This is a genomic window from Tatumella sp. JGM130, assembly GCF_018257525.1.
In the GTDB taxonomy this organism is placed as follows: Bacteria; Pseudomonadota; Gammaproteobacteria; order Enterobacterales; family Enterobacteriaceae; genus Tatumella; species Tatumella punctata.
This window is the reverse complement of the sequence record NZ_JAERJS010000011.1, coordinates 1-12,744: the sequence shown is the minus strand read 5'-3', so window position 1 is coordinate 12,744 and position 12,744 is coordinate 1. Positions and strand designations below refer to the sequence as shown.

The following is a 12,744-nucleotide window of genomic DNA, read 5'->3' as shown; positions in this document are numbered from 1 at the left end:
CCCAACTTATTGAATTTAATAAAATTTGAAAAACAGGCTATTTAATAAGTTATTCTTATAAAAAGGGAAATATCACCGGGCAGTGAATAATAACTGCCCGGCGGAAAGGTCACTGGCAAAAATGATGAACGACACGTTCGATTAACTGACGGGTAGGGTTGATAAATGCTGTGTCGAGATATTCATCTGGCTGATGGGCCTGCTCAATAGAACCGGGCCCCAGTACCAGGGTAGGGCATAGCTGTTGGATAAAAGGGGCTTCGGTACAATAGTTAACAATTTCTGTGTCGGTCCCCAGCAGTTTTTCAATGACCGCGACCAGTCCGTGATGACGGGGACATTCATAGCCCGGAATGGGCGGATGCAGATCACTGATTGTCAGCCGGCCCGGCCAGCGCTCACTGACCGGTGCCAGACTTTCCAGCAGTAATTCATGTAAATCAGGCAGTGCCATGCCGGGCAATGGGCGCAGGTCCATATGCAGTTCGCAACAGGCACAGATCCGGTTCGGAGAATCTCCGCCATGAATTGCTCCGAAGTTCATGGTCGGATAAGGAATGACAAAGCCGTCATGGTGATATTTCTCTTTCAGTGTGTTACGCAGGCCAGTCAGGTGCCCGATGGCATCATGCATCAGTTCAATCGCATTGACACCCCGCTCAGGATCACTGGAATGCCCCGATTGTCCCTGAATACGGATAGCTTTTGACAGATGCCCTTTATGCGCCCTTACCGGTTTCAGAGACGTCGGTTCACCGATAATCGCACAATCAGGTCGCAGGCTGGTGGTACGTGCGAAATAGCTGGCCCCTGCCATAGTGGTTTCTTCGTCAGCGGTAGCCAGAATATACAGCGGTTTTTTCAGCCGTGTAATATCCACATCACGCAGGGTATCGAGAATAAAAGCAAAAAATCCTTTCATATCTGCGGTACCCAGCCCGTATAGCTTATTGTCCCGCTCTGTCAGCGTAAAAGGGTCCTGTGACCAGCGCCCGTCATCAAAGGGGACAGTATCCGTGTGGCCTGCCAGCATCAGTCCGCCTGAACCCTTACCGGCACGGGCCAGCAGGTTAAATTTATTGCGTGTTTCCGGCACAGGCTGCACTTCCGTATGGAAACCCAGATCGCGAAACCACCCGGCCAGCAGATTAATCAGCGCCTCATTACTCTGATCCAGCGCGGGTTCTGTCGTACTGACCGACGGTGTGGCAATTAACTGACGATAAAGCTCAATAAAAGGCGGTAATTTTATCTTCACTGTTGACGGTCCTTGCGTTAGGATGTATCAATATTCATGCATTAATTATGAATAAAAATACATTATGGCCTGAAGTATGTGAACTGTTTTTGCTCACGAAGGCAATCCGTAAGACGGTAGATACCGTCAGCTGAAATATAGACTTACGTATAAGGTACACAGCCTGATGCTGAACACGCTGATTGTAGGCGCCAGTGGTTATGCCGGTGTTGAACTGGTGACTTACCTGAATCGCCATCCGCATATAAACATAACCGGAATAGCCGTCTCCGCGCAAAGCCCGGATGCAGGAAAACTCTTGTCTGATCTGCATCCGCAGTTAAAAGGACAGACAGACCTGCGACTACAGCCATTGACCGATGTGGCTGAACTGGCGAACGGTACTGACGTGGTCTTTCTGGCAACGGCACATGAAGTCAGCCATGATCTGGCCCCGCAATTCCTGGCACAGGGGTGTGTGGTATTCGATTTATCAGGCGCCTGGCGGGTTAATAGTGCTGAATTTTATACCCGCTATTACGGATTCACACATCAGCACCCGGAGTTGCTGAAAAAAGCTGTCTACGGGCTTGCAGAATGGCAGCAGGATAATCTCCGTCAGGCCGGGTTAATTGCGGTCCCCGGCTGCTACCCGACAGCAGCTCAGCTGGCCATTAAACCCTTACTGGATGCCGGTTTGCTTAATACCGCACACTGGCCAGTGATTAATGCTACCAGCGGGGTCAGCGGGGCCGGACGTAAAGCTTCCCTGAACACCAGTGTGTGTGAAGTCAGTTTACAGCCCTACGGCCTGTTTACTCACCGCCATCAGCCGGAAATTGCCGAACATTTAGGGATTCCGGTGATCTTTACTCCTCAGTTGGGGAATTTCCCGCGGGGTATTCTGGCCACCATCACCTGCCGGTTAACTGCAGGTATCACCGCACAGGATGTGGCAAAAGCATTCCATGATGCCTATGACGATAAACCGCTGGTACGTTTGTACGACACTGGCGTCCCGGCCCTGAAGTCCGTCGTAGGCCTGCCATTCTGTGATATTGGTTTCGCCGTTCAGGGTGAGCACCTGATTATCGTCAGCGCGGAAGATAACCTGCTTAAAGGGGCCTCTTCTCAGGCTGTGCAATGCATGAATATACGTTTCGGCTACCCTGAAACACTTTCTCTGCTTTAAGGATGAACATCATCATGACAAAGCCATTGATCATTAAACTGGGGGGTGTTTTGCTGGATAGCGAAGAAGCCCTGGACCGTTTATTTGACGCATTACTCGCTTACCGTAATAGTCACCAGCGCCCGCTGCTTATTGTTCATGGCGGGGGATGCCTGGTCGATGAACTGATGAAAAAACTGGCGCTGCCGGTCAGTAAAAAAAATGGTTTGCGGGTCACTCCGGCAGATCAGATCGATATTATTACCGGAGCCCTGGCGGGCACAGCGAATAAAACATTGCTGGCCCGGGCTAAAAAATATGGCATCAACGCGGTTGGCCTGTCACTGGGTGATGGCGGTATTGTGAATGTTGCACAATTTGATGATGAACTGGGGCATGTCGGGCAGGCAAGCCCGGGAAACCCTGCTCTGGTGACGACGTTACTGGATGCCGGTTATTTACCGGTGATCAGCTCTATCGGGATCACCGATGAAGGGTTATTAATGAATGTGAACGCTGACCAGGCGGCAACAGCACTGGCTGCAACCCTGGGCGCAGATCTGGTATTACTGTCTGATGTCAGCGGTATTCTGGATGGTAAAGGACAGCGGATTGCCGAAATGACGGCTCAGCATGCGGAAACGCTCATCGGCAGGGGAATCATCACCGATGGCATGATCGTTAAAGTTCATGCTGCGCTGGATGCTGCGAAAACTCTCGGACGACCGGTAGATATTGCCAGCTGGCGTAATGCAGAGCAGCTCCCTGACTTATTTAACGGTGTGCCAATCGGTACCCGGATTCTGGCTTAACGACAAAGACTGATTCAAGGATTATAAGATGCAAACTCAAGGCATAAAAAAAATCGTATTGGCGTATTCCGGCGGGCTTGATACCTCTGCGATTATTCCATGGCTGAAAGAGAACTATGGTTGTGAAGTGGTTGCCTTTGTTGCCAATGTCGGCCAGGACCCTGCCGATCTGGCCGGGGTGGAAGAAAAGGCCCTGCAGTCGGGTGCATCTGAATGCCATGTAGTCGATCTGCGTGAAGAATTTATCAGCGACTATGTTTATCCTGTGCTGCAAACTGGCGCGCTGTATGAAGGGACCTATTTGCTGGGTACCTCAATGGCCCGGCCGATCATTGCCAGGGCTCAGGTTGAGCTGGCACTGAAAGTGGGCGCTGATGCATTGTGTCATGGTGCCACCGGTAAAGGTAACGATCAGGTACGTTTTGAAAGCACTTACACTGCCCTGGCACCGCAGCTTAAAGTGGTTGCTCCGTGGCGTGAGTGGGATCTGCGTTCCCGTGAAGCACTGCTTGACTACCTGAAAGAACGTAATATTCCGACGACAGCCACTCTCGAAAAAATTTACAGTCGTGATGAAAATGCATGGCATATTTCAACCGAAGGTGGTGTGCTGGAAAGTCCGTGGAATGCACCAAATAAAGATTGCTGGGTCTGGACTGTTGATCCGCAGGACGCGCCAGATCAGCCGGAAGAAGTCTCGGTGACTGTCGAAAAAGGGCGTATTGTTGCTGTTAACGGTGAGGCACTTTCTCCGTTCGGCTGCCTGGATGTTCTGAACGCGCTGGGCGCAAAACATGGCGTCGGACGTATCGATATTGTTGAGAACCGTCTGGTCGGTATGAAATCCCGTGGTTGTTATGAAACACCGGGCGGGACGATTATGGTGAATGCTCTGCGTGCTGTTGAGCAGCTGGTACTGGATCGTGACAGCTATAAATGGCGTGAGCAGCTGGGCCTGGAAATGTCGTATGTCGTGTATGACGGACGCTGGTTTACCCCAGTCCGTAAATCCTTACAGGCATCTTCTGAGTCACTGGCAGAAACCGTGAATGGTGAGGTTGTACTGCAGTTGTATAAAGGTCAGGTGACTGCTATCCGTAAAAAATCGCAGAACAGCCTGTACTCAGAAGAATTCGCTACCTTTGGCGAAGACGAAGTTTATGACCATAGCCATGCGGGTGGTTTTATCCGTCTGTACTCACTGTCATCACGTATCCGTGCACTGAAAGAGCAGAAGTAACCTTCCGTCTCATTCAGCCGTAATACCGGACCAGGGCGGCGGCTATGCCGCCTTGTTTTTAAGAATAACCGATTATAGGAAGTATCAGTATGGCACTGTGGGGCGGACGTTTTACTCAGGCAGCAGACCAGCGATTTAAACAATTTAATGATTCACTGCGTTTTGATTACCGGCTTGCGGAACAGGATATTACCGGCTCCGTTGCCTGGTCTAAAGCGCTGGTTACCGTGGGCGTACTGAGCCAGGAAGAACAACAACAACTGGAACAGGCTCTGCAGGCTCTGCTGAATGATGTCCGGGCGAACCCTGAGCAGATTCTGCAAAGTGATGCTGAAGATATCCATAGCTGGGTTGAAGGACAGCTGATTGATAAGGTGGGTGCGCTGGGTAAAAAACTGCACACCGGCCGTAGCCGTAATGACCAGGTTGCTACAGATCTTAAATTATGGTGTAAAACGATGATCACTGAGCTGCTGGCGGCAACCCGTCAGCTTCAGCAGGATCTGGTTGCCACCGCCGAAGTTAACCAGGATGCCGTTATGCCGGGTTATACCCACCTGCAGCGTGCACAACCGGTAACTTTTGCGCACTGGTGTCTGGCATATACAGAAATGCTGGCCCGTGATGAAAGCCGTCTGCAGGATGCGCTGAAGCGTCTTGATGTCAGTCCGCTGGGCTGCGGGGCCCTTGCCGGTACGGCATATGAAATTGACCGTGAACAGCTGGCCGGCTGGCTTGGTTTTGCCTCTGCTACCCGTAACAGTCTGGATTCGGTGTCTGACCGTGACCATGTGCTGGAACTGCTTTCCGATGCATCGATCGGTATGGTCCATTTATCGCGTTTCGCCGAAGATCTTATCTTCTTCAACTCCGGTGAAGCAGGCTTTGTCGAATTAGCGGATAAAGTCACTTCCGGTTCTTCCCTGATGCCACAGAAGAAAAACCCGGATGCACTGGAGCTTATCCGCGGTAAATGCGGTCGTGTTCAGGGCGCCTTAACCGGGATGATGATGACTCTGAAAGGATTACCGCTCGCCTACAATAAAGATATGCAGGAAGATAAAGAAGGCTTGTTCGATGCGCTCGACACCTGGCTGGACTGTCTGCATATGGCCGGGCTGGTACTGGAAGGGATTCAGGTGAAACGTCCCCGTTGCCAGGAAGCCGCTGAACAGGGATATGCTAACTCCACGGAATTAGCCGATTACCTGGTGGCAAAGGGGGTTCCTTTCCGTGAGGCACACCATATTGTCGGCGAAGCCGTTGTTGCTGCGATTGGTAAAGGGGTCGCTCTGGAAGCATTGTCGCTGGATCAACTCCGTACTTTCAGCCCGGTGATTGGTGAAGATGTGTATCCGGTATTATCGTTACAATCCTGTCTGGATAAACGTAATGCCCGCGGTGGTGTTGCTCCGGCACAGGTCGCTTTAGCTATCCATGAAGCAAAACAACGTCTTACCTGATAACAAACAGCGGACCGGGGTCCGCTGTTTTATTGTCTGCCTGGCCGGGGGTATGCCGGTCAGCTTCTCAGGAAGTACTGTTCCAGGTCATCACTGCCACCAATATGGCGACCGCCAATAAAGACCTGTGGTACCGTGGCTCTGCCAGTGATTGCCCGCAGGCTGACAGTTGTCGCATCCTGACCTAAAATGATTTCTTCATACTGAATTCCGCGCTCCTGCAGCATCTGTTTAGCCCTGGTGCAGAACTGGCAGCCTGGTTTGGTAAACAGTGAGACGGATTCCTGTAATTTTACTTCCGGGGCCAGATACCGCAGCATGGTGTCTGCATCAGAGACTTCAAACGGGTCACCGGGTTTGTTGGGTTCAACAAACATTTTCTCAACGTGACCGTTACGTACCAGCATGGAATAACGCCATGAGCGTGCACCAAAGCCAAGGTCTTCTTTCCCGACCAGCATATCCATGCCACGGGTGAAATCACCATTACCATCCGGAATAAAAGTGATATTTTCTGCATGCTGATCGGCTTTCCATGCATTCATCACGAACGCATCATTAACGGAGATACATAAAATCTCATCCACACCATGTTGCGAAAATACGCTGTACAGCTCGTTATAGCGGGGTAAATGACTCGATGAGCAGGTGGGGGTAAATGCACCGGGCAGTGAAAATACAATTACTGTTTTATCTTTAAACAAGTCAGCAGTAGTCATATCTACCCATTTATCGCCCTGACGGGTATGGAAAGTAACTTCGGGTACGGTGCGACCTTCGTAACTGTTTGACATATTGGCTCCTGTCCTACGCCATATGGCGTTAAATAAAAGATGTTTGTTATCAGTTGAGATGATTATGACGATCTCAGCTTGATAGGGCTAATCGTTGATTGCTATGCTATCTATCGTCACTAGCTATCACAGACTGAAGGAAATCAATGAATATTCGCGACCTTGAGTACCTGGTATCACTGGCAGAACATCGCCACTTTCGACGTGCGGCAGATGCCTGCCATGTCAGCCAGCCGACGCTGAGCGGGCAAATCCGTAAACTGGAAGATGAGCTGGGCGTGATGCTACTGGAACGCACCAGCCGTAAGGTATTGTTTACTCAGGCCGGTTTATTACTGGTGGACCAGGCTCGTACTGTTTTACGGGAAGTCAAAGTGCTGAAGGAAATGGCCAGCCAGCAGGGCGAAACAATGTCCGGGCCATTACATATCGGTTTGATCCCTACCGTCAGCCCCTATTTACTGCCACAAATTGTGCCTATGCTGCATAAAACATTTCCCCGGCTGGAAATGTATCTGCATGAAGCACAGACTCAGCAATTGCTGGCTCAGCTGGATAACGGACAACTGGATTGCGCAATTATGGCTCTGGTTAAAGAGACAGAAGCCTTTATTGAAGTGCCGTTGTTTGATGAACCGATGAAACTGGCGGTATATTCCGATCATCCCTGGCATAACCGTGAGCGGGTACCCATGTCTGACCTGGCCGGTGAAAAGTTACTGATGTTGCAGGACGGACATTGTTTGCGCGACCATGCACTGGGCTTCTGCTTCTCTGCCGGAGCCGACGAAGATACCCATTTCCGCGCGACCAGTCTGGAAACGCTGCGAAATATGGTTGCTGCCGGAAGCGGAATCACTCTGATGCCTTCGCTGGCAGTGCCTGCTGAACGTGAACGGGATGGTGTTTGTTATATTACCTGCGATAAACCAGTACCACAGCGAACGATTGCACTGGTTTACCGTCCGGGTTCTCCTCTGCGCAGCCGCTACGAGCAGCTGGCAGAAACCATCAGTGCGCATATGGTTGCGTCAGGACAGATCTCAAAATAAACGGTTAAGGCCATTTAATGCCGCGACACGATAGGCCTCGGCCATAGTCGGATAGTTAAAGGTGGTATTTACAAAGTACTCAATAGTATTACCACCGTTCTTTTGCTCCATAATGGCCTGCCCGATATGGATAATTTCTGCCGCCCGTTCTCCGAAGCAATGAATACCCAGAATCTCTTTGGTATCCCGGTGGAATAAAATTTTCAGGCTGCCAATATTCATCCCGACGATTTGGGCACGGGCGAGGTGTTTAAATTGTGCCCGTCCTACTTCATAAGGGACTTTCATTGCAGTCAGTTGCTGCTCGGTTTTGCCGACGGAGCTGATTTCCGGAATGGTATAAATACCGGTCGGAATATCCTCAACCAGATGGGCGGTCGCTTCACCTTTAATCATCGCCAGTGCGGCAATACGGCCCTGGTCGTAAGCGGCGGAGGCCAGGCTGGGGTAGCCGATAACATCACCCACCGCAAAAATATGAGGCTGTGCGGTCTGGTACATATTATTAACTTTAAGCAGACCGCGGCTGTCGGCTTCCAGCCCGGCATTCTCCAGCGACAGTGAATCCGTATTTCCGGTACGGCCATTAGCATACAGCAGACAGTCTGCTTTCACTTTTTTACCGGATTTTAAATGGACGATGACGCCGTCGTCATTTCCTTCCACTTCTTCAAACTCTTCGTTATGGCGGATAACCACACCACTATTCCAGAAGTGATAAGAAAGAGAGTCTGACATCTCCTGATCGAGGAACGCCAGCAGACGGTCACGGGTATTGATCAGGTCGACCTTTACGCCCAGTCCGCGGAAGACAGAAGCATATTCACAGCCAATCACACCGGCACCATAAATAATGACGTGTGAAGGTTCGTGGCGTAAATCGAGGATCGAGTCGGAGTCATAAATACGGGGATGTGAAAAATCAACGTTGTCAGGATGATAAGGGCGTGAACCGCAGGCAATAACAAATTTACCGGCTGTCAGCCTCTCACGTGTACCGTCAGGCAATACAACTTCAATGGTATGAGCATCGACGAAGTTCGCATCACCCTGAAATATTTCACAGTGATTGCGTTCGTAAAAACCCTGGCGCATGGTTGTTTGCTGCTGAATAACATTTTCTGTATGTTTCAGAATGTCTGAAAATGAAGAACGTAACAGGCGTGAATGATCGCTGTATAACGGGTTTTGATTAAATTCGATGATTCGGCTGACAGCGTGTCGCAAAGCCTTTGACGGAATCGTTCCCCAATGGGTACAGCCGCCACCGATATTATGATAACGCTCAATAACCGCTACATGAGCTCCCTGTTTCACCAGCCCCATAGCAGCACCTTCACCGCCGGGACCGGAACCAATGACAATGGCATCGTAATCGTAAGACTTTTGCATACCCGTACGCCCTATTTTCATAAACATTTTAACAACCTAAATATAACATTTTAGTCATTCTGTCTGAACGCTAATCGTGTTATTTCTTGTTTCCGTGTTTAATGAACAGGTTAACAGGCGTTCACAAAGTTTGCCCCACTGTACGCTGATAATTTTGATATAGTGCCAACATAAAGTGTAAAAAGGCAGAGATGATGGGCGTCAGAGCACAACAAAAAGAACGTACAAGACGTACTCTTATTGAAGCAGCGTTCAGTCAGCTAAGTGCAGAACGCAGTTTCACCAGCCTGAGCTTACGTGAAGTTGCCCGTGAAGCAGGTATTGCACCGACTTCGTTTTACCGTCATTTCAAAGATGTGGATGAGCTTGGCCTGACTATGGTTGATGAAAGCGGGTTAATGCTGCGCCAGTTAATGCGTCAGGCGCGGCAACGAATCGCTAAAGGCGGTAGCATCATCAAAACCTCGGTCTCTACTTTTATGGAATTTATTGGTAATAACCCGAACGCCTTTCGTTTGTTACTGCGCGAACGTTCAGGGACTTCTGCTGCTTTTCGTGCCGCGGTCGCCAGAGAAATTCAGCACTTTATCGCCGAACTTGCCGACTATCTGGAATTAGAAAACCATATGCCGCGCAGTTTCACCGAAGCTCAGGCAGAAGCAATGGTCACTATTGTTTTCAGCGCAGGGGCTGAAGCGGTCGATGTAGATGCAGAACAGCGGCGAAAGCTGGAAGAGCGTCTGGTACTGCAATTACGCATGATCTCTAAGGGCGCTTATTACTGGTACCGCAGGGAGCAGGAAAGGCTGGCATCAGCTACCGAACACTCAGAACATGACGTAAACAGGTAATAATATGACTGAACAAAACACGCGTGATAAAGGCACCCTGATTCTGGCCTTTATTGCCGGTCTGTCAATTAATGGTAGTTTTTCTGCTTTATTTACTGACGGCGTCCCGTTTTCCTTTTTCCCTCTCATCTCGCTGGCGCTTTCTGTGTGGTATCTGCATCAGCGCTATCTGAACAGAAGTATGCCGGAAGGCACGCCTTCGCTGGCAGGAGGATTTTTTCTGCTAGGAATACTGGTCTGCAGTGCGGTAATCCGTACCCGGTACCCGCAAATCGGTTCTGATTTTCTACCGGTACTTTTAATGGTCTGTCTGGTTTTCTGGATTTTTAGCCGTTTTCGCCGTCGCTGATTTTACTAACATTACCGCCCATAAGAAGGGCAGTAACAGTTAGCCACAGATTTATTTACGGCGCAGCAGCACACCACATTCCATATGGTGGGTGTAAGGGAATTGATCGAACAATGCCAGACGTTCTACGTGGTGCGTGGTGCTCAGTGTTTCCAGGTTTTCGCTCAGGGTCTGTGGATTACAGGAGATATACAGAATAGCCGGATAAGCCTGAACCATTTTGAGTGTCTCACTGTCCAGACCGCTGCGCGGGGGATCAACAAAAATCGTTTCACAGTCATAGTCTTTAAGCTCGATACCCTGCAAACGGTTAAAAGAACGCACCCCTTGCATGGCCTGGGTAAACTCTTCTGCCGACATCCGGATAATCTGCACATTATCAATATTATTCGCGGCAATATTGTATTGTGCAGACTCTACTGAGGGTTTGGCTATTTCGGTGGCCAGTACGCGGCGGAAATTTCTTGCCAGCGCTAACGAAAAGTTTCCGTTACCACAATAGAGTTCCAGTAAGTCTCCCTTAGCGCCACGGGTAGCCGCCAATGCCCACTCCAGCATCTTTACATTTATTGCTGCATTAGGTTGCGTAAAGCTGTTTTCCACCTGGCGATAAATCATTTCTCTGCCGTCCACGGTCAGGACTTCATCAACATAGTCGTGATCCAGGCAAATTTTTGTCTTTGTTGCGCGGCCGATGAACTGGACGTTAAATCCCCGGGCCCGCAGACTGTCACGCAGCAGAGATATTTCTGTCTGCCATACATCATCTATTTTCCGATGGTATAAAAGAGAGATAATGATTTCCCGGCTGCAGGTCGACAAATAATCGATCTGAAACAGTTTATGGCGTAATACAGGGTTATCACGTAATGCCTCTATCATCAGTGGCATCATGGTATTAATCAGTTCACTGGCGGCAGGAAAGCTGTCTACCCGGATTCGCTGGCGGGTCTGCTGATCAAAAATAATATGGTACAGATCATCTCCCTGATGCCAGATACGAAATTCTGCACGCATACGGTAATGGCTGACAGGCGAGCGAAATACTTCGGCATCAGGTGCATTAAACGGCGCCATCATAGCGCTTAAGCGATTAACTTTTTCCGCCAGCTGGTCGTCATAGTCTTCAACGGGGAGATGTTCCGGGGTCATAATGAATCCTGGTTGTTGGGTATCAGGCGGCGATTGTAGGGATTCCGGCGCTGATGTCCAGCATCGGATCATCGGGGCGTATGACTCCTTTACCGGGCGGTTGTCGGGATAATTGTGAGCGCAGCTGATTTCCTGCGAAGCCGTCCGGCCCCGCAGAACGGTATCGTGATAGAATAAATTATCCGTTTACTGATAACGATGAGACAGTGTATGGCGACAGTTGTTCAGGATGAGTTAATGCCTTCTGCCACTGCTGAGGGGCGGCCGGCGATCCTGGTCTTTGATTCCGGGGTTGGTGGCCTTTCGGTATATGATGAAATCAGGCAGCTATTGCCTGATGCACACTATATATATGTATTTGATAATGTCGGATTCCCGTACGGGGAGAAAACAGAGCATTATATTGTTGAACGCGTTAAGGCGATTACTGCAGCGATTACCCGCGACTATACTGTCTCTATTGCTGTCGTTGCCTGTAATACTGCAAGCACGGTCTCTTTACCTGCACTCCGTGAAGCATTTGATTTCCCGGTCGTAGGTGTTGTCCCGGCGATAAAACCTGCAGCACGCCTGACCCGTAACGGTATTGTCGGGCTGCTTGCAACACGCGGTACGGTAAAACGGCCTTATACCCACCAGTTAGTCCGGCAGTTCGCTAAAGAATGCCATATAGAAATGCTGGGTTCTGCTGAGCTGGTAGTCCTGGCCGAACAAAAACTACAGGGTGACGCAGTATCACTGAGTGACATACGGAAAATTATCCGGCCGTGGCTTAAGCTACCCGAACCTCCGGATACGGTGGTGCTGGGCTGTACTCACTTCCCGTTACTAAAGGAAGAATTGCAGTCAGTATTACCTGAAGGCACCAGACTGGTGGATTCAGGTGCCGCAATTGCCAGAAGAACGGCATGGCTGTTACAGCAACAACCGGTAAAAACCTGTTCTTCTGTTGCGGATATTGCGTTTTGTACTGCAATGACCGTGGAAACTGAGCGTTTATTGCCCGTTTTACAACGCTATGGCCTGCTTTCGCTGAAAATACTCGCAATTTAGTGATGAAATGAGTAAAAACCCGCCAGTCAGTAATTAATTTAAAATAAACCCTTGCCAGAAAAAATTAACTCCCTATAATGCGCATCCACTGACACGGCAAAGCGCGATGCGCAGCGGCGTGACAGGGACTGAAGCGATTCGGTCCGGAGAAAAAATCACGAAATAGTGGTTGACTCCT

General features: G+C 49.8%; 12 protein-coding genes. 8 read left to right on the top strand and 4 right to left on the bottom strand.

Annotation, left to right across the window (positions count from 1 at the left end; genetic code table 11):
* Positions 1 to 109 precede the first annotated feature (109 nt).
* On the bottom strand, positions 110 to 1,258 hold the full coding sequence (gene argE, locus JK211_RS07110) for an acetylornithine deacetylase (RefSeq protein WP_212707985.1): 1,149 nt from the start codon (positions 1,256 to 1,258) through the stop codon (positions 110 to 112).
* Between the two features lie 166 nt (positions 1,259 to 1,424).
* Here argE and argC point away from each other — a divergent pair, with 166 nt between their 5' ends.
* From argC to argH, 4 genes are all read left to right on the top strand, one after another.
* A complete protein-coding gene (argC, locus tag JK211_RS07105; RefSeq protein WP_212707984.1) occupies positions 1,425 to 2,429 on the top strand; it encodes an N-acetyl-gamma-glutamyl-phosphate reductase in 1,005 nt (334 codons plus the stop codon).
* A 14-nt stretch (positions 2,430 to 2,443) separates the two neighbouring features.
* Complete coding sequence (argB, locus tag JK211_RS07100; RefSeq protein ID WP_212707983.1) at positions 2,444 to 3,220, top strand: acetylglutamate kinase; 777 nt, start codon at positions 2,444 to 2,446, stop codon at positions 3,218 to 3,220.
* A 28-nt stretch (positions 3,221 to 3,248) separates the two neighbouring features.
* Positions 3,249 to 4,460: an argininosuccinate synthase gene (locus JK211_RS07095; protein ID WP_212707982.1), complete on the top strand. Its 1,212-nt coding sequence runs from the start codon at positions 3,249 to 3,251 to the stop codon at positions 4,458 to 4,460.
* A gap of 89 nt (positions 4,461 to 4,549) precedes the next feature.
* Positions 4,550 to 5,923: an argininosuccinate lyase gene (gene argH / locus JK211_RS07090; RefSeq protein ID WP_212707981.1), complete on the top strand. Its 1,374-nt coding sequence runs from the start codon at positions 4,550 to 4,552 to the stop codon at positions 5,921 to 5,923.
* Positions 5,924 to 5,982: 59 nt separating this feature from the next.
* Here the strand turns inward: argH and JK211_RS07085 are convergent, their stop codons facing one another.
* Positions 5,983 to 6,717 carry a redoxin family protein gene (locus tag JK211_RS07085; protein WP_212707980.1) on the bottom strand — a complete coding sequence of 245 codons (735 nt, stop codon included), beginning with the start codon at positions 6,715 to 6,717 and terminating at the stop codon, positions 5,983 to 5,985.
* Between the two features lie 146 nt (positions 6,718 to 6,863).
* Here JK211_RS07085 and oxyR point away from each other — a divergent pair, with 146 nt between their 5' ends.
* Complete coding sequence (gene oxyR, locus JK211_RS07080; protein WP_212707979.1) at positions 6,864 to 7,769, top strand: DNA-binding transcriptional regulator OxyR; 906 nt, start codon at positions 6,864 to 6,866, stop codon at positions 7,767 to 7,769.
* Here oxyR and sthA read toward each other — a convergent pair.
* Positions 7,761 to 9,161 (bottom strand): Si-specific NAD(P)(+) transhydrogenase, encoded by a 1,401-nt coding sequence (gene sthA, locus JK211_RS07075; RefSeq protein ID WP_212707978.1) that lies wholly within the window; start codon positions 9,159 to 9,161, stop codon positions 7,761 to 7,763. The two genes, oxyR and sthA, sit on opposite strands and share 9 nt — an antisense overlap.
* 191 nt (positions 9,162 to 9,352) lie before the next feature.
* On the opposite strand from sthA, the gene fabR reads away from it, so the two are divergent.
* Together fabR and JK211_RS07065 are read left to right on the top strand one after the other, a co-directional pair.
* Positions 9,353 to 10,012 carry an HTH-type transcriptional repressor FabR gene (gene fabR, locus JK211_RS07070; protein WP_212707977.1) on the top strand — a complete coding sequence of 220 codons (660 nt, stop codon included), beginning with the start codon at positions 9,353 to 9,355 and terminating at the stop codon, positions 10,010 to 10,012.
* A 4-nt stretch (positions 10,013 to 10,016) separates the two neighbouring features.
* Positions 10,017 to 10,361 (top strand): YijD family membrane protein, encoded by a 345-nt coding sequence (locus tag JK211_RS07065; protein WP_212707976.1) that lies wholly within the window; start codon positions 10,017 to 10,019, stop codon positions 10,359 to 10,361.
* Between the two features lie 51 nt (positions 10,362 to 10,412).
* Here JK211_RS07065 and trmA read toward each other — a convergent pair whose 3' ends face one another.
* A complete protein-coding gene (gene trmA / locus JK211_RS07060) occupies positions 10,413 to 11,513 on the bottom strand; it encodes a tRNA (uridine(54)-C5)-methyltransferase TrmA (protein WP_212707975.1) in 1,101 nt (366 codons plus the stop codon).
* Positions 11,514 to 11,723: 210 nt separating this feature from the next.
* Here trmA and murI point away from each other — a divergent pair, with 210 nt between their 5' ends.
* A complete protein-coding gene (murI, locus tag JK211_RS07055) occupies positions 11,724 to 12,566 on the top strand; it encodes a glutamate racemase (RefSeq protein ID WP_212707974.1) in 843 nt (280 codons plus the stop codon).
* Positions 12,567 to 12,744 lie beyond the last annotated feature (178 nt).